The organism is Pontibacter deserti (assembly GCF_023630255.1).
Lineage (GTDB): Bacteria > Bacteroidota > Bacteroidia > Cytophagales > Hymenobacteraceae > Pontibacter > Pontibacter deserti.
In genome coordinates, this window is record NZ_JALPRS010000003.1 from 177,287 (window position 1) to 200,335 (window position 23,049).

Sequence of the window (23,049 nt, forward strand, 5' to 3'; positions counted from 1 at the left end):
AAAGGCAAGCGAAAGTTTGCCTCTTTTCATTTTAAAGGCTTATTCTATGAAAATTATCAACACAGCTTTAATAGCCGCAACACTACTAACCTTGGCGTCTTGCGCCAGTGTAAGCAGTCCGGAAGGAGGCGATAAAGACACGACTCCACCAACATTAGTAAGCAGCAACCCAAAAGACCAGCAACTGAACGTTAGCACTAGAACAATAAGCCTGGAATTTGACGAGGACGTGCAGCCGAACAATCTGCAGAAAGAATTACTTATTACTCCTTTTACTGAAAACAAGTATAGGATCAGAACGGATGAGAAGGTTATCGAATTAAATTTTGATACCCCACTTCAGGATAGCACAACTTATACTTTAAACTTCAGGAAAGGTATAGCGGATATAACGGAGAAGAATGTAGTAGAAAATTTAAGATTATCTTTTAGTACAGGCTCCTACATAGATTCGAGTAGAGTAGAAGGGCAAGTGGTAAACCTGATGACGCAACAGCCAGAAAAAGATGTTATAGTTGCGCTTTACCCTGCTGAAGATACAACAAACATCCGGAAAAGCAGACCCTACTATCAAACCCAGACAAACTCCAGCGGCCAGTTTGATTTCAAAAATCTGAGAGAAGGTAACTACAGGATCTACGCGCTTGCAGACAAAAACAACAACAGCCTGTATGATAACGAAGCAGAAAGAATAGCCTTTATAGGTAAACCCATTTCAGTAAAACCGGATTCGCAGCAGGTAACATTAGAAACTTTTACTATCGATACTAAGAAGCCCATCGCACTGCAACGACAGAAATTTGTAGATAGGTTTACAGTAACGTATAGTGAAGGAGTAGAAAGAATAACCGCCCTCACTTTAACGACTAAAGATACGATCCTCTATAAATCAACCCCGGATGGTAAGAATATAGAATTGTTCAAAAACCAGAAATTTACTGGTGGAAAAGTTTTGGTTGCAGCTGTGGATTCTGCCGGAAATAGTACACTGGATACACTACAGGTAGATTTCGGCCCGGATTATACACAGCGCCTGCAGGGAGCTAACCTTAAAGTTATAAACACACAAAATGGAGGGCAAACTTACAGGCCAGGTCAAAAAGCAACGATAGAATTACAAACACAGGTAAGAATAACAGGCACTACGCCAGTAACTATACAGGCAGACACAACAACAAGTATAACCCTAAAATACCCTGAGCAATTAACCTTAGATAAAACTGCAACTGAAATCAGTTTTACAATTCCACAGCTTAAGAACCGGCAGCAATCTTACATGATCCTGCTTGACAGTACACAGATTGTTCCGCTACAAGGTAAACCGTTAAAGTTCGCTCAAATACCGATTACAATAGGAGAGGCACAAGGTACCGGAAGTTTAAAAGGAAGTATAACTACAACGCAGAAATCCTTTATTGTTCAGTTGCTGGATGGAAAGTATAATGTAGTGAAGGAACAGAAAAACGTAAAAAACTTTCAGTTCAGAGATCTGCCACCCGGGATATACCTGATCCGGATACTGGTGGATGAAAACAACAACGGTAAATGGGATAGAGGCACCGGCACATTTGACAAAGAACCCGAAAGAGTATACATACACCCAGACCAGGTAGAAATAAGAGCAAACTGGGAACTGGAGGACATAAAAGTACAGCTGTAATAAAAAAGGAGATTCGAAAGGGTCTCCTTTTTTTATGCCTATAACTAAGACTGAAATCATTAAAAAAATAATGTTCCGCACATGCCAGAGAACCTTACAGATATACGCATCAGCTATTGTTCCACTACTTAGAAAAACCTCATAAAAGGCAACTGTAAAGCAAAAACGGAAAACAAAAAGATGAAATCAGAAGTTCGTAATAGAAATCCACAGATTGGTGTGGTATAACTGTGGATAAAAGTGGGTAAAGTATTGAAAACAAAATTAGGCTGGGAGTCATAGAACAAAAAAACATGTGTTCCACGGTAAAAAGTGGAAACAGGTTTATAAAAACACAACAAAAAGTGAGTTTTCCACGCGTGGAACAAGTGTGTAAAAAGTAATTCACAGAAAAAACAGAAAAGTGGAAAAGCGAATTAAGCATCTGAAGCAGAAAAAGATGAACAGATAATAAATGTGGAACATCTGTGGAAGAATTATAAAGCAGTAAACAAGTTGTTAGTACACTCCGTGAAACATAAAACTTATACACTTATAAACAGCCCTAATGATGAAAGAAGAAAGGATTTAAAAATTTAATTTATTTAAAATAATTAGAGAGTTGAATGTGTGGAAAGGTGTGGAACAGGGAGAAAAAAGGCTGAAAAAAATTTAAAAGGATATCTTTAGAAAGAGAAATACAAAAGAGAACCAAAACAAGACAAATGAAATTACTGCTGAAACTGACACCACCTTTCGAAGATCCTGTGATTGTTTTTGGGATGGTGTTACTTATAATACTGGTGGCACCGATTATACTTAACAGGTTAAAGATTCCAGGTATAGTAGGTATAATACTGGCGGGTGTTATAGTAGGGCCAAACGGTTTCAATTTATTGGAACGAGATGCCAGTATAGTTTTACTAGGCACAGTCGGCTTACTCTACATTATGTTCCTGGCCGGGCTCGAAATTGACATGATCGATTTCAAGAAAAACAAAAACAGAAGCCTGGTATTTGGTGCCTTAACCTTCCTCATCCCGATCACGACAGGTACACTGGTCTTTTACTTTATACTGGATTATGAAATATTACCGGCTATACTTCTATCCAGTATGTTCTCGTCACATACACTTATTGCATATCCTATAGCCAGCAAGTTAGGTATCAGCAAGAACGAAGCAGTAACTATAACTATAGGTGGTACCATTATTACAGATACAGCTGTGTTGTTGGTTTTGGCAGTGGTGGCGGGCTCATCCAAGGGCAATCTCGATTACTTTTATTGGATAAAACTGGCCTTCTCTTTATCCATTTTCGCAAGTATAGTCATGTTTGTATTCCCCTACATTGCCCGCTGGTTTTTCAGGCATATAGAAGGAGAGAAAGGTGCACAGTTCATATTTGTACTGGCAATGGTTTTCGCTGCTGCTTTCCTGGCTGAACTGGCAGGAGTAGAGGCAATCATCGGAGCGTTTTTAGCAGGGCTGGCTTTAAATACACTGATACCGCATACATCAGCGCTCATGAACAGGATAGAGTTTGTAGGCAATAACATCTTCATTCCGTTCTTCCTGATAAGTGTAGGGATGATTGTAGATCTGAGTGTACTGTTCAGAGGGCCGGAAGCCCTGATCATTGCAGGCACCATTGTGGTAGTAGCGGTTGTGACAAAATTCCTGGCAGCATGGGCTACGCAAAGAATATTTAATTATACAAGAACACAGCGTAACCTGATATTTGGTTTGAGCAGCGCACACGCAGCAGCTACACTGGCTGTAATACTGGTTGGGTTTAACTTGGGTATCATAAATGAAGATGCTTTAAACGGAACAATCGTTCTTATACTTGTTACTTGTTTGGTAAGCTCTTTTGTAACAGAAAAGACCGGTAAAAAATTGGCCATTATCGAAAGCAGGAAAAAACCAAACCTCAGCGAAAAGCCAGACCGCATACTGGTACCAATCGCCAATCCGCAAAACATAGAGAAACTGATCGACTTATCGGTAATGCTTAAAAACCCAGAATACCACGAGCCGATTTACCCGCTGGCAGTTGTGATAGACAATGAGCATGCTGAAGAAGAGATCTTCAAAAAGAATAAAATGTTGCAGGAAGCCATTACACACGCCTCGGCTACAGACAATGACGTGCAACTGGTTTCCAAAATAGATATAAATGTAGCGAGTGGCATTTTACGAGCTATAAAAGAGCTGATGATAACCGAAGTTATACTTGGCTGGAATGCTAAGATAACTACCCGTGATAGAATTTTCGGAACAGTACTGGATAACCTACTGGATAACACAGAGCAGATGATTCTGGTAAGTAAGATAGTTCAACCCCTGAATACAACCCAGCGCATAATTGTGATTGTGCCTTTGAATACTGAATTAGAAAGAGGGTACCTGCGATGGCTGAGGTCTGTACAAAAATTATCAGTACAACTGGGGGCAAAGATCATATTCAGAGGCAGACGCAGAACCTTGAACAAAATAAGGCAGACGTTGAGCAACACCAAACCGGCCGTAGAAGCTCAGTTCGAACCGTTGACTGATTTTAAAGAACTGGAGGAGATGCGAACACAATTGCAGATAGATGACATGATCGTGGTGATATCAGCAAGAGAAGGAACAATTTCTTACAACAGCCGCATGGACCAGGTGCCAAGGCTGCTTTCCAGAAACTATAAAGACAACAGCTTTATTATACTTTACCCGGAGCAAAACCCTATGCAATACCTGGATAACAGCTACACAAGTATAAGTTATGGCAGCGAAGCAAACCGATAACAAAGCCTTTAACTATACCCTCGATTTCGATAAGACAGATTTCAGGAAGAACCCGGAACTATACCGTGTGGGTAAAGGCGAACAAGGGGTGTTGCTGGTAGAACCTTATAAATCTGAGATATTGCCCCACTGGCGCATTAAAACGCCTGAGATAGCACGTGAGTCGTCGGAGAAGATCTATACTTTGTTTGAAGCATACCTGGAACAGGAAGATTTTGTTGGCGCTGATATGGCACGTAAATTTCTGCAGATGGGCTATACCCGCTCACGGCGCTATGCCAACCATAAATCCGGAAAGAAGTATAAAGGCCCTGTACCTGACGATAAAAAAGGACAAAGCGGGGCACATGGCAGAGATGAACTGCCCAGGGAAATAGATCCTGTTAAAGCAGAGTCGGCAGCAATTTTTAAAGCAAAGTGGGACCAGGCAAAACAAAATCCTGAGTATTTGCGGTTAAAAGAAGCATTTCAGACAACTATAGCAGGAATAAAATAATTAGCTGTAACCGAAATATCTCTGAAAGAGTAATTCACATATCTTTGTAACAAAAGAAACACATCAAAAGAAATGATCAATAAAGACATCAGGTTAGGTAAGGGACTTGGTAAGATCAAGTTCGGCCTGACAAGGGACGAAGTAGAAGAACTAATCGGCGAACCGGAAGAAGTAGAAGAATCGGATGAGGAGGATGAGTTTGAGCACGAAGCCTGGAACTACTGGGAAGATGGCTATTCGTTATACTTTGATAAGGAAGACGATTACCGCCTGAGCTGCATTGAAACAGCAAACCGTGAAGTACAACTGTGGGATGAGCGTATCTTTGAATTAAGCCAGGACCAGTTAAAAGCTCTATTTGCAGATCATGGAATTACAAATCCTGAGGAAGAAGAGATGGAAGGCGGCGAAACCCGCATCTCTTACGATAAGGAAATGATTGATCTATACTTTGACGAAGACCAGCTGATTGCTGTTAACTTCGGAGTATTCATCGATGACAACCTGGAAGTAAAGTGGCCTGAAAAATAAGCTTAAGCTAAAGTATAAAACACAAAAAAGGCGCTGCAAAATCTGCAGCGCCTTTTTTGTTGAAGTATAGCTTAATTCCTATTTGAATAAGAAGCTCTTAACCTCCTCCTGCATAACCGGGTTAATGGCTACAGCAAGAATCAGAGAAATGATCAGACCTATAGTTACTGAAAGAACATCCTTGCCAATCAGCCTGAAAGTTTTAGCAAATTTTTCACCACTGTCATGGGCACGAAGGCGCATACCCAGCTCACGACCGGCCAGTAAGCCAACAAACACCCAGGTAGTACTCATCGGGATGTTGTTTACTTCTTTAAAGTAGTAAAGTATAAGCGAGTATACAAGGTCAATGATAGTGGCGCTTCTTACATCACGTACTTCCGATTTCTCGTTGATTACATTCTGTATCTTATCACCTTTCTTATAGAACAGGAAGCCCAGACCTAAGAAAATAAATAAAGTAAAAGCCAGGAACTCGTACACATTTAGCTGGCGCGGCAGGTATACTGCTATATTTGCCAGATCCTGAGCAAGCCAGGTATACCATAAAAAGCCACTAATCAGCCATTGCGCCCAAACCCAGAAGGCATGTGCTTCGCCTTTTATAAAACGCTTAATTAATTTAGAAAGGGTGAGGTAAATAATAAGGGCTGAGATAAATGCCAGAAAGTAACCAGCAATACTTTTGTTGAACATACTTACTACAGTGCCACCAGTGGCCGAGAACACACTGAGCAACATAAACGTGGTAGAAACCGGAATACGGAACCTTGTAAGCAGCAACAGGATAATTGGAGAAGCTAATTGTAAGTACACAAAGCTGGTAGGTGTTTTATCCAGGCCGGGAGTGGCTAAGCGCTCATATGATACATCACCGTCGAAAGCAACCCAGCTATAGGTAACACAACCAACAAATATAAGGCCCATGAACAGCCACTGCCAGTACCACGGCTTGTCTTCGTTAGAGCCAATAAAAGTACCTATTGTTTGAATACTATCGTTGGCAATAGCAGAGTAACCTGCAAAAGCAAAACCAACCCACATAGCAATACTTGGGTAAGGATATACCGCGCCAGCTGCAATAAGTGAGAAAGCAATAAAGTATAAGAATTTTTTCTCCTTCTGAAGAACAACATCAAAGAGAGTATACCTTTTGGTAAACTTATGAGGATGGGCTTCTAAAACGTGTTTAGGATGTTTCTTGGTCTTAGGCATTTGAGTGTCTAAAAGTGATAAATTAAAAAGCCGCGCAAGTTAAGACTAAATGCTAAAAACCTGACTATCTTGTCTTATGAAATTGCATGATAGGAGCTTGGCTAAATGAGGTTGAATTATTAACATTTAACTTCAGTGAACTATAAATTTCTGTGAAACACGTATGGCATAATCCATCCTGAATAAGCTATCTTTGCATTTATGGCGACACAAGAGAAAACTACTGTAGAAAATACCCAATTAAAAGATATTATCTCGCATGCAAAGGAGTACGGTTTTGTATTTCCATCTAGCGAGATCTACGACGGCTTACAGGCTGTTTACGACTACGGCCAGATGGGCGTGGAGCTGAAGAACAACATCAAACAGCTTTGGTGGAAATGCATGACCCAACTTAACGAGAACGTGGTTGGCCTGGATGCAGCCATCTTTATGCACCCGCTTACCTGGAAGGCATCTGGTCACATCGACAGCTTTAACGACCCGATGATCGATAACAAAGACTCGAAAAAGCGTTACCGCGCCGATGTGCTGATTGAAGAAAAAGCTGCCGCTTTAGAGAACGAAGGCAAGATTGAAGAGTCTGGTGCTTTGTTAGCAGAGATGGGAAGGCTGTTAGAAGCTGAAGACCTGGATGGCGTACGTGAGCTTATAGTTCGTGAAGGTATAAAATGCCCGATTTCCGGCACTACCAACTGGACTGAAGTGCGTCAGTTTAATTTGATGTTCTCTACACAGGTAGGTTCTGTAGCCGAAGATTCAAGCACCATTTACTTAAGACCAGAAACCGCACAAGGTATATTCGTTAACTTCCTGAACGTGCAGAAAACCGGCCGCATGAAAGTACCTTTTGGTATTGCGCAGATCGGTAAGGCGTTCCGTAACGAGATCGTGGCACGTCAGTTTATCTTCCGTATGCGCGAGTTCGAGCAGATGGAAATGCAGTTCTTTGTACGTCCTGGCACAGAGATGGAATGGTACGAGAAATGGAAAGCAGCCCGCAAACTATGGCACGAAGCGATTGGTATTCCGGCAGAGAACCTGCGCTACCACGACCACGAAAAACTGGCTCACTACGCTAATGCTGCGGTTGACATTGAGTATAAATTCCCGTTCGGATTTAAAGAAGTAGAAGGTATACACTCGCGTACTGATTTCGACCTTACCCAGCACCAGGAGCTGAGTCGTAAGAAAATGCAGTACTTCGATAACGACCTGAACGAAGCTGGCAAACCATACGGTAACTACATTCCTTACGTGATCGAGACATCGGCTGGTGCTGACCGCCTGTTCCTGATGACGCTTTGCAATGCTTACCAGGAAGAAGAGATTACCGAAGGCGAGGCTACTAAAACACGTACCTTCCTGAAGTTGCACCCGGCTCTTTCTCCGGTTAAGGCAGCTATACTTCCGCTGACCAAAAAAGATGGCCTGCCAGAAAAAGCTACCGAGATCTTCAACTCACTGAAGTTTGACTTCAACATGATTTATGAAGAGCGCGACAGCATTGGTAAGCGTTACACCCGCCAGGATTTGATTGGTACACCGTTCTGTATTGCCGTAGACCACCAGACACTGGAAGACAACACCGTTACCGTTCGTGACCGCGACAGCCGCGAGCAGGTGCGTATGCCAATCTCTGAACTTAGAAACTACATTGATAAAGCCGTTAGCTTCCGTAGCATTCTGGAGAAACTGGCCTAAGTATAAAGTATAAATTAAGCTTAGAAGGCAGTTTGGGAAACTAGGCTGCCTTTTTTGTTGCCCAAAACTGCTGTGGAAAAATTTTCTGAAATCAGTTTATACTTCACCGTAAAGCATTTTTAATATAGTTTATCCTTTAATTTTAGATTCATTTATACTTCTGGTACATCGTATTTTAAAAATAAAGAACTCTCCGTGCCTAACCTTTTAAAAATACTGAAGTTAGAATGGTTGTTTGATCTTAACAGAATACGATTATGCTTAAATGTTTTCAATCACTCTTATTACTAAGTTTATTATTTCAGTTTAGCTGCAAAGACGAAGACAACAACGAAGAACAACCAGATCCTGAGCTACCGGAGGCTGTACTGCAGGACAAGGTAGTTACAGAAGGATTAACTTACCCATGGGAATTGGTATGGGGAGCAGATAATGCTATCTGGATGACGGAACGTGGTGGAAAAGTTAGTCGCATTAACCCTGAAACAGGCGCTGTTACGTTAGTTGCAACTATAGATGATGCAGAATCGAGGGGAGAAGGCGGTTTGTTAGGAATGGCGCTGCACCCAAATTTTACATCTACTCCCGAAGTCTTCGTGGTTTATAATTATGTAACAGGAGGTGAATACTCTGAAAAGGTAGTAAAGTACAGGTATAACGGTACTGCTCTCACTGATCCACAAGTAATTTTTGATGGTATAGGTGCTTTAGGTCATCATAACGGCAGCCGTTTAGTGATTAGCACTGATTTAAAGCTATATATTACTACTGGCGATGCAGGTAGCGAATCGTGGGCACAAAGGCTGGATTCGCCAAACGGAAAAGTATTGCGCATAAACCTGGATGGTTCTGTACCTGCTGATAACCCAATTAGTGGCAGCCCGATCTGGAGTTTTGGTCACCGTAATGCGCAAGGATTAGTTTTAGTAAATGGTAAACTATACAGCAGCGAACATGGCCCGGAAAAAGACGATGAAATCAACATCATTCAGAAAGGCAGGAATCATGGCTGGCCAAATGTAAACGGCTTCTGCGATGAAGAAAGTGAACAAAATTTCTGCGAAGAGAACGATGTGGTAGAGCCATTAAAAGCCTACACGCCAACTATAGCCGTTAGCGGCATGGATTACTATAACAACGGGCAGATTCCGCAATGGAAGAATTCACTGTTAGTAGCCACATTGAAGGATCAGACGCTATACCAGTTTAAACTAAACGATTCTGGTGATGAAATAACAGAAACAAACGAGTTCTACAGAAGCAAGTATGGCCGCCTGCGAGATATTTTGGTAGCACCAAACGGCAAAGTTTACCTCTGTACCAGTAACGGCTCAAATGATAAAATCATAGAAATTAGCCGCTCTAACTAACCGTTGAAAATTAGACCATTTTCTGCTTATACTTTCCAATTTGGTGATTTTTAAGGTAGTTTTTCAACTTTAGTTTCTGCTGCGTTTCACAGGGAACATAAACATAGATTAGATTCAGTTGTTAACTATAAACTGAAATCAACTAAACTATAGAGCTATGGCAAACGCATCAAAAACGAACAGCAGCAAATCCTCAGATAAAGACCCGTGCTGGAAAGGCTACGAACAGGTAGGTATGAAAAGTAAGGACGGCAAACAGGTGCCGAATTGTGTTCCTGAAAACAAGTCTTCTTCAAAAAAGAAAAGCTAACTTAAGTAAACTATAAAGTATAAAGCCCCGCTTAAAACGGGGCTTTTTTGTTGAAGCACTTTTATGCCACTGCTGTTGTTAGCTATAACAGGTGCCGGTAAGCATTTTGAGTTTATAAGAATGAGCAAAATTGCCTAACTTTACCGGCTTAGTATCAAAACTATAAAGTATGGCCTCAAAACCTATAGTTTATAGTTTTGGAAACTGTGAATTCGTGAGATAAAGATAAACCTGAAAACGGTGAAGTATAACGAGTATAAAAATCTGAATTACGCCAAGCTTGGCGAAGACGTACTGGCTTTCTGGAAAGAGCACAACATCTTCCAGAAGTCGGTTGCGACGCGTGAGGGCAATGATAACTTCGTGTTTTACGAAGGCCCGCCATCTGCAAATGGTACGCCGGGTATTCACCACGTAATGGCCCGCGCAGTTAAGGATATTTTCTGCCGCTACAAAACACTGAAAGGCTACCAGGTAAACCGCAAAGGCGGCTGGGACACACACGGCCTTCCGGTAGAACTGCAGGTTGAAAAAGAACTGGGTATTACCAAAGAAGATATCGGTAAGAAGATAACGGTAGAAGAGTACAACCAGCGCTGCCGCGAAACGGTCATGCGTTTCAAAGATCAGTGGGATGATCTGACCGAGAAAATGGGTTACTGGGTAGACCTGGACAATCCATATATTACCTTCGAGAACGAATACATCGAATCTTGCTGGGCACTGCTGAAGCGTTTGTACGATAAAGGCTACCTATACAAAGGGTATACCATCCAACCATATTCGCCGGGTGCTGGTACAGGTCTTAGTTCGCACGAGCTGAACCAGCCGGGTTGTTACCAAATGGTAAAAGACACCACCATTGTAGCACAATTCGAGATCAAGAAGATCACCCGAAACATGTTCCTTTTCGAGAACGAGGAGGAGCCGGTATACTTCCTTGCCTGGACGACCACGCCTTGGACGCTTCCGGCTAACACGGCGCTGGCTGTTGGGAAAGGCATAAAGTATGTGAAGGTGAAAACCTACAACCTGTATACTTATGCGCCTATCTCGGTTATACTTGCCAAAGACCTGGTAAGCCGTTACTTCAACGACAAAGCCAAAGACCTTGCCCTGGCAGACTATAACCCGGGTGATAAACTGGTGCCGTTCAAAGTGGTGGAAGAGTTTGTTGGAGCCGATTTAGCAGGAGTGGAGTATCACCAGCTGATGCCTTACGTGCAGCCGGATAAGCCAGCTTTCAGAGTAGTGGTTGGTGATTTCGTGACTACCGAGGATGGTACAGGTATCGTGCATATCTCGCCAACATTCGGTGCCGACGACTTTAGAGTTGCCGCTCAGAACGACATACCGGCCCTGCTGGTAACCGATGAGAATGGCAAACCTATGCCGCTGGTTGATAAGCAGGGTCGCTTCGTGAAAGAGGTAACCGATTTTGCCGGCATGTACGTGAAGAACTACGATGGTCAGGATGAGTCTGCTGCTGACTATAAGCCAACCGACGTTAAAATTGCCATCAAATTAAAAGAAGAAGGCAAAGCTTTCAAAGTAGAGAAATACGAGCACACGTACCCGCACTGCTGGAGAACTGATAAGCCGGTACTTTACTATCCGCTGGATAGTTGGTTCATCAAAACAACTGCAGTTAAGGAAAGAATGATCGAGCTGAACAAGACGATCAACTGGAAACCGGAATCTACGGGTACAGGCCGTTTTGGTAACTGGCTCGAGAACCTGGTAGACTGGAACCTGTCGCGTTCGCGCTACTGGGGTACGCCACTACCTATCTGGAGAACCGAAGATGGTGAAGAAGAGATCTGCATTGGCTCTATACATGAGCTAACTGAGCAGATAGACCGTGCTGTTGATAGAGGCTTTATGGATGCGGCCGTTGAGATAAACGACCTGCACCGCCCTTACGTGGATAACATCGTGTTGGTAAGCCCATCAGGTAAAGCAATGTACAGAGAGCCAGACCTTATCGACGTTTGGTTCGACTCTGGCGCGATGCCTTATGCACAGTGGCACTACCCGCTTGAGAACAAAGATATATTCGAGCAGAACTTCCCGGCAGATTATATTGCAGAAGGTGTTGACCAGACCCGTGGCTGGTTCTTTACGCTGCATGCGCTGGCTGTAATGTTGGAGGATAGCGTGGCTTACAAGAACGTAATCGCAAACGGACTGGTGCTGGATAAGAACGGAAACAAGATGAGCAAGCGCTTAGGCAACGCTATCGACCCGTTTGACATGATCGGTACCTATGGCCCGGATGCCGTGCGTTGGTACATGATCGCGAATGCGCCACCTTGGGATAACCTGAAATTCAATGCAGATGGTGTAGTGGAGACACAGCGCCGTTTCTTCGGAACGCTGCAGAACACGTACTCTTTCTTCGCGCTGTACGCGAACCTGGATAACTTCACTTATGCCGAAGCCGATGTGCCGTTGGAGCGCAGAACAGAAAGCGATCGCTGGATTATCTCGAAACTGAACACGCTGGTGCAGGACGTAGACGCGTACTTCAACGACTACGACCCAACTAAAGCTGCCCGCGCAATTCAGGATTTCGTGACCGATGACCTGAGTAACTGGTACGTGCGCCTGAACCGCAAACGTTTCTGGAAAGGTGAGTACAACGAAGATAAGATAGCCGCTTACCAGACACTTTATACTTGTTTGGAAACTATAGCTAAACTTGCTTCGCCTATAGCGCCGTTCTATACCGAGCAATTGTTCCGAGATCTGAACAGCGTGAGCGGTAAAAACAAGGTAGAGTCAGTGCACCTGGCTTACTATCCTGAAGTAAGTTTAACAGCTATAGATAAAGACCTGGAAGAGCGCATGGCGCTGGCACAGTCGGTATCATCGCTGGTACACTCGCTGCGCAAGAAACATATGATCAAAGTTCGTCAGCCGTTGCAGCGTATACTTATACCTGTACTTAGCGAGCACACGCGCCACCAGATCCAGGCAGTTGAAGACCTGATCATGAGTGAAGTGAACGTGAAGCATATTGAGTACATCGATGATACTTCCGGCATTTTGGTGAAGAAGATCAAGCCTAACTTCAAGAAGCTGGGTCAGGTGTTCGGTCCGAAAATGAAACTGGTAGCTGCTGCCGTACAGCAAATGAACCAAGAAGACATCGCCAAACTGGAACGTGAAGGTGGTTTTGAAGTACTGATCGGGGACGATGAAACGGCCGTGCTGACGCCGGATGATGTGGAGATCTCTTCGGAAGACATACCAGGTTGGTTAGTAGCCAGCGAAGGTAAACTGACAGTTGCCCTGGATGTAACTATAACCGAAGAACTGAAGCAGGAAGGTATAGCCCGCGACCTGGTTAACCGTATCCAGAACCTGCGCAAGGACACCAACCTGGAAGTTCAGGACAAGATCCATATCCAGATGCAGCCATCGGCAGAGGAAGTGAACGCAGCCGTTGAGAACTTCAGAGACTACATCTGTGCTGAAACACAGGCGTTGAGCCTTGCTATAGTAGATGGCCTGGCTGACGGTACGTTGCTGGAAATGGACGAGTACCAGATCTACTTGCAGATCAGAACAGAAGCTGTAACCGTTTAAACTATAGTAGAAAGCACCAGTTGGCTCTAAGCTGATTGGTGCTTTTACCTTTATTATAAGTATACTTGCAGCTCTGAGAGCAAATAAGTGAAGGTATAAAACATGTCTAACATCTAATATCTTTATACTTGGGTCTCTAAAAAGCTGCTTACCTAACACACATGAAATACTGGAAATTTTACCTGCTCAGCCTACTTGTAATCCTGATTGACCAGGCCGTAAAGCTGATCGTGCATTACAACATGGAAATGGGCCTGCCAGGCGAGATCCACGTTATCGGCGACTTTTTTAAACTGCACTATACCCTAAACCCGGGTATGGCTTTTGGCGTGGAATTGGGCTCTGAATACGGTAAACTTATACTTACACTGTTCCGCCTGGTAGCCATGTTTGGTATCGGGTATTACTTATACTATCTGGTTAAGCATAATGCTCCGCAAGGCCTTATATGGTGCATTGCCCTTATTCTTGGCGGTGCTATTGGTAACCTGGTTGACAGTACGTTCTATGGTGTGTGGTTTGATAATGCCCTGTATGGCTCCTCTACACCATGGTTTCATGGGCAGGTAATCGATATGTTCTACTTGGATATCTGGGAAGGCATTATCCCGCACTGGGTTCCTATAATAGGGGGTAAGCCCATGTCGTTGTGGCCGATCTTTAACATAGCCGATGCCGCTATCTTTATCGGTGTACTCATGATCCTGTTCAACCAGAAGCGCTTTTTTGGGGAGCACCACGAGCAGGAGCACAAAACTGTGCAACAGCAAGGTTTGTAAGCTAGAGTATAAACTATAAAAAAGGGGCTGTTCCATGTGGAGCAGCCCCTTTTTTATAGTTCTACCTCGACGGCATGTGTCAAATCTAATGGGGATAGCAAAATAACCTTATCAAAAGAATGTTCAAAAGGAGGTAAAGAGTTTAGTTGCTGCAAATCATAGCTTGTCAATCCATAGCTTATATAATCAACTAGAATAAGCCACCAAGAATCAAACTTTTCAAGCTGGGGATTAACTTTAGTTTGTTTCTCATTAATTATGACTTCTAAATTTTTATAGATATTTGAAACAACTCCACCACCTGAATCAGCATCAACAATAGCACCTAAATGATAAGCACTTTCAAGTACTGTTGATGCTGGTAACATTTCTAGCTTTAAATTCTTGAAATAAAGTGTTTTTGAAGTATCCAAGCTATCTAGATGATCATCTAAAGCCTGCTTTAGTTTTCGAAGGAGGTTTTTATTTGGGTTAATAGGTCTCCTGAAGTTAATCATTACAAAAGCTGACTTATCAAAGTCAATCTTATTATAAGATTTAAGCAGAGAATTGATTTTAGGAATTAGGTTAAAATCTACTTGTTCAAGAGGTTCTGTTTTAGCACTTGTTATATAATGCTGATTCAACCTACGAACTTCAATACCTATAGAACCTCTAATAGAAAAGTCAGGAGGGATATTTCTATTATTCCCCTGTTTATTGGGCTCGTATTGAATTTCTTCATAAGCCTTGTAGGTAAGATAATTGAAGACTATTTCTTCCTCTCTATTCATAGTTCAATAGTGTCTTTCTACTATAGCTAACACTCTATAAAATTAATCTAAAATAAGCAGGTGCATTGTCTAAATCACATAACTTCCACTTATATTTCGTGCATTTTTGTCAGTAATTATACTTTCAACCTTATACTAAATGAAATTAAGTAAACTTTTAGCCGCTACTGTTTTATCTGTAAGCCTGTATTCCTGTGGTTGCGAAGACGTGAACCTGGGCAATATGGAATTCACAGATGAGCTAACACCCTTCCTGCCTGTCGAGTTAACAAATGGCAAGAGCTATTACGCGACGATAGATAATGCCAAACTGCAGATGAATTACCAGACCTCAGACGGATTTAATGACGTTACACTACCTGCAGGAAGAATAAATTATTCGGGTAAATTTGACCTCAACTCTTGCAACGAATATTATACAGCCAAGGAAAAGGTTTATATGGTTCAGGTCGGGCCCAACAAGGAGTTAAGCTTTATACAAGTCTTTAGAAAGGATGCAAGCAAAGACCGGATAAACGATATTGATGATAAGAATGATGTTGGGGATATAATTGAGTTTTTTACAGAGTACAAAAATATATTTCCGGAACCAATTCCAGACCGTGGAACTATGATCGGTAGTTATACGACAAGTCGGACATTTTACTTTAAAGATGCCAACGCTACAACAATTGAAAGGGGAAACTATATGCAGGAATTCTTACCCACTGTAACTCTTAATGGGGTAGAACACAAAAATGTTTACCACGTGTACATAAAAGAGCCGCATTTCGAGAGCTATGAGCCAAGCGATAACGGGAAATATCCGCTGGATTATGTACAGGGCCTGTATATTAAAGAAGGCATAGGTGTGATTAATTTTTATACTTATAGAGGCAAGCAGATAGATATAACAATAGAATAGCTAATACGCTAAAAACTCTTATTTTTACCTGAAGCTATAACCCGATTTACCTTGACTACGCCAAAACCTATACTTAAAGTAACTGACCTGGAAACTGTTTTCTCCACGCACCGCGGCACTACCAAAGCTGTGGACAAGGTATCGTTTGAGGTATACCCTGGCGAAACAGTAGCTATAGTTGGGGAGTCAGGTTCAGGTAAGTCGGTAACGTCGCTCTCGGTAATGCGGCTTATCAATACACCACCGGGTAGAATAGCAGGAGGTACCGCTATTTTCCAGTCAGAGAAGTTCGGGGAAGTAGACTTGTTTCAGTTGCCGGAAAAGCAGATGCAGCAGATCCGTGGGAATGATATTTCGATGATCTTCCAGGAGCCGATGTCGTCGCTGAACCCGGTTTATACCTGTGGAAAACAAGTAGCGGAAGTGTTGCTGCTACACAGGGATATTTCAGAAAAAGAAGCCAAGGAACGAACTATAGCCCTTTTTGAGAAAGCTAAGCTTCCGCGACCAGAGAAAATTTACGACGCTTATCCACATGAAATTTCAGGTGGGCAGAAGCAGCGTGTAATGATTGCCATGGCCATGGCCTGTGAGCCCAGCATACTAATAGCCGATGAGCCAACCACTGCCCTGGATGTAACGGTGCAGGCACGCATGCTGCAGTTGATCGATGAGCTACGTGTAAAAGAAAACACAGCCGTTCTGTTCATTACCCACGACTTAGGTGTAGTGGCCGAAATTGCCGATCGCATATTGGTGATGTATAAAGGCAAAGTGGTAGAGCAGGGTAATGTGCTGGATATCTTTACCAATCCGCAGCACCCTTATACCAAAGGCTTACTCGCCTGCCGACCAAAGTTATCTGCCAAGCCACAGTCTATACTTCCAACAGTTTCGGATTTCATGCTGGAAGACGAGTTTGGTAACATCATCGAGCGAAAGAAAGAAGTTGTGGAGCCATCGCTGGTTGATGTAGTGAATAGCTATGTTGGCACCGTTACCGATATAAAACACCAGCAGGAAAATAAGCAGAAGCCACCCTTACTAAAGGTAGAGAACCTGAAAGTATACTTCCCGATAAAGAAAGGCTTCTTTGGCCGTACCACAGATTATGTAAAAGCTGTGGATGGGGTTAGCTTTAATGTAAAACCCGGCGAAACAATTGGTTTGGTAGGAGAATCGGGTTGTGGTAAAACTACATTGGGTCGGGCCTTGCTTCGTTTAGTTGAGCCAACCGAAGGAAGCATAATCTTCAACGGGCGCGACATTGCCCAGCTTAGCTCGGAAGAGCTTCGCAAAAGCCGCCGTGATTTCCAGATGATCTTCCAGGATCCGTACGCCTCTTTGAACCCGATGCATACAGTGGGCGAAGCCATTATGGAGCCAATGCGTGTGCATAAACTATACGCCAGCGACAAGGAACGCAAAGCTAAAACAATGGAACTGCTTGATAAGGTAGGACTTACGGCAGAGCACTTTCAGCGTTATCCACATGAGTTTTCTGGTGGGCAGCGGCAGCGTATAAGTATAGCCAGGGCATTGGCCTTACAGCCAAAATGTATTATCTGTGATGAATCCGTATCAGCACTGGATGTATCGGTGCAGGCGCAGGTGCTTAATTTGCTGAATCAGCTGAAGCACGAATTCCAGATGACCTACATCTTCATCACCCACGATCTGTCGGTGGCCAAATATATGTCGGACCGCATTCTGGTGATGAGCAAAGGCCAGATCGTGGAAAGTGGAACGCCGCAGCAATTATACCTGAATCCACAGCAGGAATATACCCGCACCCTTATCAGCGCCATCCCGAAAGGCGAGCCGGAAGATATCATCAGAGCGCAGGAGAAACGCGACCTAATGAAAGCGGGACAGTTATAGTTTAAAACATAACGATTTCTTAATAGCTTATTGAAAGCCTGAAGCCAGGCTTATAGCAAACATTTTATACTTTCCATCAGCACGCAAACTACCTTATTTCCTTTCTTGATATCCATTATATAGCGTTTTCTATATAAAATAACCTATAATTGTAATCAGACTTTAGCCAAAGCGCTTTTTATGGCGTATAGTATCAAAACTATTTAAGTTAAAGTTTGTAAATACATTGGAGTTACGCTAATGGAGCAATATTCCCACCAATTTGATACATGAGAGGTAATAGAGACAACACAGGCGGCAGAGGTAAAGGCCGCAGCGACAAAGGTGGCTCCCGCCGTGGCGAGTCATCAGCAAGAAAAGACGGGGCACCCCGCAACGAATCATCGTCGAGAAAAGAATCAACAGGTGGCGGCAGCCGCAGATCAGGTGACAGAAGAGAGTCATCGGGTCGCAGAGACGGTGGCCGCGACAGATCAGCAAAAGGCATGGTGCTGGAGCTGTTCTCTAAAAATCCGGATACAGAATTTACGCTACGCCAGATATACCGCCGCTTAGGTGTAGTAGATAAAAAAGGCCGTGAACTGGTAAGCGACATGCTTGCCGTGCTTCAGCGCGAAAGCCGCATTCTGGTAGACGATGACAGGTATACGCTTAACCTGAAGGTAGAAATTATTACCGGCAGGGTAGATATGGCCAATAACAAGTACGCTTATATTGTATCGGAACAGACCGAAGACGATGTGCGCGTATTTAGAGAGCACCTGAACTATGCCATGGACGGCGACCTGGTAAAAGTAGAAGTGCTGCCAACCTACGAAGGCGGACGAGCCGAAGGTATAGTGGTAGAAATTCTGGAACGCCGCCGCGAAGAACTGGTAGGTATTATACAACTGTCGAAGAATTTCGGCTTTGTTGTGCCGGATTTCAAGAAGCTATACTTTGATATTTTCGTGGGTGAGCGTGGGCTGAACGGGGCTAATAACGGAGACAAGGTACTGGTTAAAATTACTGAATGGCCCGATAAACCTGGCAAGAACCCAACCGGCGAAGTAACACGCGTGTTTGGTCCGGCTGGGGAGCACGAAGCCGAGATCCATTCCATTATGGCCGAATTTGGCTTGCCTTTCGAGTTCCCGGAGTCGGTAGAAGAAGAAGCGGAAAGTATATCCGACAAGATCACACAGGAAGAAATTAACAAGCGTCGTGACTTCAGGGATGTAACCACTTTTACCATTGACCCTGTTGATGCCAAAGACTTTGATGATGCCTTATCGATACAGAAGCTGGATAATGGTAACTGGGAGATAGGCGTGCATATTGCCGATGTGACCCATTACGTGCACCCAAAAACAGTACTGGAAAAAGAAGCTTTCCACAGAGCCACGTCGGTTTACCTTGTGGATAGAACAGTGCCAATGTTGCCTGAACGCCTCTCAAACGGGCTTTGCTCACTCAGACCAAACGAAGAGAAGCTGACTTTCTCAGCTGTTTTTGAGCTCGATGATGAAGGTAAAGTATACAGCGAATGGTTTGGCCGTACAGTCATTTACTCAGACCGCCGCTTTACTTACGAGGAAGCACAGGAGCGCATTGAGACCGGCGAAGGCGACTTTGTAGAAGAGATACTTACCCTGAACAGTATCGCCAAAAAGCTGCAGGCGAAACGCTTTAAGAACGGAGCCATCAGTTTCGAAACGATAGAGGTTAAGTTTAAGCTTGATGATAATGGCAAGCCGCTTTACATTTATGTAAAAGAGCGTAAAGATGCCCATAAGCTGATCGAAGAATTTATGCTGCTGGCAAACAAAAAGGTAGCTGAGTTTGTGTATAACCAGGGCAAAGGCAAAAAGCGCCCAACTATGGTTTACCGTACGCACGGCGCCCCTGACCCGGATAAGCTAAGCACTTTCTCTCTATTTGCCCGCAAGTTTGGTTATAAGGTAGATGTGGAAGGCGACATTTCGGAAGAACTGAATAACCTGACCGAAGAACTGGAAGGCAAACCAGAGCAAAGCGTATTGCAGAACCTGGCCATACGTACCATGGCAAAAGCCAAGTATAGCACCGAGCCCGAAGGTCACTTTGGACTGGCTTTCGCACATTACTCGCACTTTACCTCACCAATTCGCCGCTACCCCGATATGATGGCGCACCGCCTGTTGCAGCATTATCTGGATGGCGGCCCGTCGGTAGAGAAGGAAGAATATGAAGCGCGTTGCCAGCACTCTTCTGAAATGGAAAAACGTGCTGCCGATGCCGAACGTGCCTCTATCAAGTATAAACAGGTTGAGTTTATGAAAGACACGATCGGCAACCAATACAAAGGGATAGTGTCTGGTGTTACAGAATGGGGTATATTTGTGGAGATCGAAGAGAACAAGTGTGAGGGTATGGTACGTTTGTCGAGTTTGAACGACGACTACTATGAACTGGATGCAAACAACTACCGCATTATTGGTCGCCAAAGCAAGCGTATTATTTCGTTTGGCGATGAAGTGATGGTAGAAGTAATAAGCGCCAACCTGAACGACCGTACCATCGATCTGGAACTGGTAGAAACACTTAAAACACATTAAGCACCCTGTGGATATCAACATCCTGTCTGAAAAGATAAATCATACTTTAAGTACGATTCGCTACGGCGAGCAACCAGCAGAACTATACGAACCTATCCGTTACATTATGGCATTGGGCGGCAAACGCATCCGTCCGATGCTGGTGCTTTTATCGGCTAAAATGTTTGCTGATGATATCGAGAAGGCGCTTTTGCCTGCTGCAGGGGTAGAGGTTTTCCACAACTTCACGCTCATGCACGACGACATCATGGACAAAGCGCCGTTGCGCCGTGGCCAGCAAACCGTGCACGAAAAATGGAATGCCAACATTGCTATACTTAGCGGCGATGTAATGCTGGTGCGTGCCTACGAACTTATGATGCAGGTAGAGCCGGATAAGCTGGCAAAGGTGCTGGCACTGTTCAGTAAAACGGCTTCTGAAGTATGCGAAGGCCAGCAACTGGACATGAACTTTGAGCAGCGCACACAGGTAAGTATTCAGGAGTATATCCAGATGATCACGCTGAAAACGGCGGTGTTGCTTGGCTTTAGTTTGGAGCTTGGAGCTATACTGCAGGGCGCACCTGATGCAGACGCTGAGCACTTAAAAGCTTTTGGCGATAACATTGGCATTGCTTTTCAGCTACGCGACGACCTGTTGGATGTGTATGGCGATAAAGATAAGTTCGGGAAACAAGTTGGTGGGGATATCCTGTCCGATAAAAAGACCTTCCTGATGCTGACGGCGCTGGAGCAGGCTAATAAAACCCAACTGGAAACTATAAAAAGCTGGCGCAACATTACGCAGGACCATACCGCCGAAGCCAAAGTACAGGCCATTACCAGAGTATACGATGAGCTCAATATCCGTCAACAGACGGAGCAGCAGATAGATCTATACTTTAAAGAAGCCCTGCGCCACTTGGATGCCATTGCCTTACCTGATGAGCGAAAAGCTACCATTCGCGGATTGGCTCTGCAGCTAATGGAGCGGGATAGCTAAGATTTATACTTTAAAAAGCCCTCTGCTTAACCCAAAGCAGAGGGCTTTTGCTTTATCAGGACGTAAAAGATCCGTTGCGGTGAATCTTCTCGAAATCTTCAATACCCAATGTATGGAAGCTCTCTGTTATAAGATCTGCTAGTGTCAGGTCCTGGTTACCCGAATGCTCTGATTTGTAGCCAATGCATTTCATGCCGGCAGCTTTGGCACCTCTCACACCGTTGTGGCTGTCTTCTACAACTATAAACTGTTCGGCTGGCACACCATAACGTTGTGCTACTTCCAGAAAAATATCCGGAGCAGGCTTCCCGTCTGTCACGTCCTCGCTACTCACAATGTGGTCAAAATAATGCCGGAAGTTAAGCTTCTCCAGTACTAAGCAAATGATGTTACGGGGAGAGGAAGAAGCTACCGACAATTTATATCCATCAGACTTCAGAGCAGCCAATAAGGCATCGACAGCTGGAATACAATGGATCTGGCGGGTCTGCAGTTCACTGAACTTTACGTCCTTTTCTATCTTCAGAAGTTCTTCTATAGTATGTGGCAGATTGTATTCCTGCTTCAGGGTTTCCCATACTTTGCGGGGAGCCATGCCCACAAAAGTTTCGTGTAGGGTAACAGGAACAACAATGTTAAGCTGCTTGAAAAGAGTCCTCTCCAGTTCCATATGAATCGGCTCGCTGTCTACCAGCACGCCATCCATATCAAAGATCACATATTTATGCATAAGGTTAGTTAACAGTACAAGTGCCAACTCAGAACGGCACATCTTTAAAAATGATATAAAACAAGATTGTACCTGACGCGTTTCAATTTACTCTTTTATCTTTGTTACAATTCCTAAAACAGAACATCGTAATTACCTCATATGAGCGTTACCCTTATATTAATCATCATCACTGTCGGGATTTCATGGTATGCGTTCAGCAAACACGACCTGATGGAAAAGTGGATATTTTACCCGTACACTGTAAACCGGGATAATTCATGGTATCGCTTTCTTACGTCAGGATTTCTTCACGCTGATTTTTCGCACCTGTTCTTTAACATGTTTACGCTATACTTCTTCGGGAGCAATGTAGAATATACTTTTAAATCAGGTTTTGGCGAGGTTCCGGGCATCCTGATCTTTCTGCTGATCTATATTGGTGGTATTATAGTTTCTGATATTCCTACTTACATTAAGCACCGCCACGACCCGGGTTACAGAGCTTTAGGAGCATCGGGTGGGGTAGCTGCGGTAGTTTTCTCAAGCATCTTGTTCTATCCTACACAGGACATCTGCTTATATGCTATACTTTGTATTCCTGGCTTTATACTTGGTATCCTATACCTCATGTATTCTTACTTTTCAGGCAAACGCATGGGTGATAACATTAATCACGATGCACACTTTTATGGTGCCTTGTATGGCTTCATCATAAGTTTAGCTATCGTGCCACAGGCTGGCCCCCTGTTTATTGAACAGATTGCCACCTGGAAGTTATTCGGGTAGGTATGTAG

Annotated in this window: 17 protein-coding genes; 14 read left to right on the top strand and 3 right to left on the bottom strand. The window is 43.7% G+C overall.

Annotation, left to right across the window (positions count from 1 at the left end; all coding sequences use genetic code 11):
* The first annotated feature begins 46 nt into the window (after nucleotides 1-46).
* The 4 genes from MJ612_RS15690 (at nucleotide 47) to MJ612_RS15705 (ending at nucleotide 5,458) form a co-directional block, all read left to right on the top strand.
* The gene (locus MJ612_RS15690) at nucleotides 47-1,660 is read left to right on the top strand and encodes an Ig-like domain-containing protein (protein ID WP_187032393.1); all 1,614 of its coding nucleotides are present in this window, start codon (nucleotides 47-49) and stop codon (nucleotides 1,658-1,660) included.
* A 704-nt stretch (nucleotides 1,661-2,364) separates the two neighbouring features.
* Nucleotides 2,365-4,431, top strand: a complete 2,067-nt coding sequence (locus MJ612_RS15695) for a cation:proton antiporter (RefSeq protein WP_187032391.1) — start codon at nucleotides 2,365-2,367, stop codon at nucleotides 4,429-4,431.
* On the top strand, nucleotides 4,409-4,927 hold the full coding sequence (locus MJ612_RS15700) for a DUF4385 domain-containing protein (protein ID WP_187032389.1): 519 nt from the start codon (nucleotides 4,409-4,411) through the stop codon (nucleotides 4,925-4,927). Before MJ612_RS15695 ends, MJ612_RS15700 begins: the two co-directional genes overlap by 23 nt.
* Nucleotides 4,928-4,999: 72 nt before the next feature.
* Nucleotides 5,000-5,458: a hypothetical protein gene (locus MJ612_RS15705; protein ID WP_187032387.1), complete on the top strand. Its 459-nt coding sequence runs from the start codon at nucleotides 5,000-5,002 to the stop codon at nucleotides 5,456-5,458.
* A gap of 78 nt (nucleotides 5,459-5,536) precedes the next feature.
* Here MJ612_RS15705 and MJ612_RS15710 read toward each other — a convergent pair whose 3' ends face one another.
* On the bottom strand, nucleotides 5,537-6,673 hold the full coding sequence (locus tag MJ612_RS15710; protein WP_187032385.1) for a hypothetical protein: 1,137 nt from the start codon (nucleotides 6,671-6,673) through the stop codon (nucleotides 5,537-5,539).
* A gap of 201 nt (nucleotides 6,674-6,874) precedes the next feature.
* On the opposite strand from MJ612_RS15710, the gene MJ612_RS15715 reads away from it, so the two are divergent.
* The 5 genes from MJ612_RS15715 to MJ612_RS15735 all read left to right on the top strand — a co-directional run bounded on the left by MJ612_RS15715 (nucleotide 6,875) and on the right by MJ612_RS15735 (nucleotide 14,427).
* Nucleotides 6,875-8,377, top strand: a complete 1,503-nt coding sequence (locus tag MJ612_RS15715) for a glycine--tRNA ligase (protein WP_187032383.1) — start codon at nucleotides 6,875-6,877, stop codon at nucleotides 8,375-8,377.
* 257 nt (nucleotides 8,378-8,634) lie between these two features.
* The gene (locus MJ612_RS15720; RefSeq protein WP_187032381.1) at nucleotides 8,635-9,747 is read left to right on the top strand and encodes a PQQ-dependent sugar dehydrogenase; all 1,113 of its coding nucleotides are present in this window, start codon (nucleotides 8,635-8,637) and stop codon (nucleotides 9,745-9,747) included.
* A 157-nt stretch (nucleotides 9,748-9,904) separates the two neighbouring features.
* Nucleotides 9,905-10,057 carry a hypothetical protein gene (locus MJ612_RS15725; RefSeq protein WP_187032379.1) on the top strand — a complete coding sequence of 51 codons (153 nt, stop codon included), beginning with the start codon at nucleotides 9,905-9,907 and terminating at the stop codon, nucleotides 10,055-10,057.
* A gap of 240 nt (nucleotides 10,058-10,297) precedes the next feature.
* Nucleotides 10,298-13,648, top strand: coding sequence for an isoleucine--tRNA ligase (ileS, locus tag MJ612_RS15730; RefSeq protein WP_187032377.1), 3,351 nt, complete (start codon nucleotides 10,298-10,300; stop codon nucleotides 13,646-13,648).
* A gap of 161 nt (nucleotides 13,649-13,809) precedes the next feature.
* Nucleotides 13,810-14,427, top strand: coding sequence for a lipoprotein signal peptidase (locus MJ612_RS15735; protein WP_187032375.1), 618 nt, complete (start codon nucleotides 13,810-13,812; stop codon nucleotides 14,425-14,427).
* 53 nt (nucleotides 14,428-14,480) lie between these two features.
* Here MJ612_RS15735 and MJ612_RS15740 read toward each other — a convergent pair whose 3' ends face one another.
* Entirely contained in the window at nucleotides 14,481-15,200 is a 720-nt protein-coding gene (locus MJ612_RS15740) for a hypothetical protein (protein ID WP_187032373.1), read from the bottom strand.
* 139 nt (nucleotides 15,201-15,339) lie between these two features.
* On the opposite strand from MJ612_RS15740, the gene MJ612_RS15745 reads away from it, so the two are divergent.
* The 4 genes from MJ612_RS15745 to MJ612_RS15760 all read left to right on the top strand — a co-directional run bounded on the left by MJ612_RS15745 (nucleotide 15,340) and on the right by MJ612_RS15760 (nucleotide 21,543).
* Nucleotides 15,340-16,104, top strand: coding sequence for a hypothetical protein (locus MJ612_RS15745; protein WP_187032371.1), 765 nt, complete (start codon nucleotides 15,340-15,342; stop codon nucleotides 16,102-16,104).
* 51 nt (nucleotides 16,105-16,155) lie between these two features.
* Nucleotides 16,156-17,985 (top strand): ABC transporter ATP-binding protein, encoded by a 1,830-nt coding sequence (locus tag MJ612_RS15750; protein WP_187032369.1) that lies wholly within the window; start codon nucleotides 16,156-16,158, stop codon nucleotides 17,983-17,985.
* Between the two features lie 269 nt (nucleotides 17,986-18,254).
* On the top strand, nucleotides 18,255-20,561 hold the full coding sequence (rnr, locus tag MJ612_RS15755; protein WP_187032366.1) for a ribonuclease R: 2,307 nt from the start codon (nucleotides 18,255-18,257) through the stop codon (nucleotides 20,559-20,561).
* Nucleotides 20,562-20,568: 7 nt separating this feature from the next.
* The gene (locus MJ612_RS15760; protein ID WP_187032364.1) at nucleotides 20,569-21,543 is read left to right on the top strand and encodes a polyprenyl synthetase family protein; all 975 of its coding nucleotides are present in this window, start codon (nucleotides 20,569-20,571) and stop codon (nucleotides 21,541-21,543) included.
* 55 nt (nucleotides 21,544-21,598) lie between these two features.
* Here the strand turns inward: MJ612_RS15760 and MJ612_RS15765 are convergent, their stop codons facing one another.
* Nucleotides 21,599-22,273: an HAD family hydrolase gene (locus MJ612_RS15765; RefSeq protein WP_187032362.1), complete on the bottom strand. Its 675-nt coding sequence runs from the start codon at nucleotides 22,271-22,273 to the stop codon at nucleotides 21,599-21,601.
* A gap of 141 nt (nucleotides 22,274-22,414) precedes the next feature.
* On the opposite strand from MJ612_RS15765, the gene MJ612_RS15770 reads away from it, so the two are divergent.
* Complete coding sequence (locus MJ612_RS15770; RefSeq protein ID WP_187032360.1) at nucleotides 22,415-23,041, top strand: rhomboid family intramembrane serine protease; 627 nt, start codon at nucleotides 22,415-22,417, stop codon at nucleotides 23,039-23,041.
* Nucleotides 23,042-23,049: the final 8 nt, after the last annotated feature.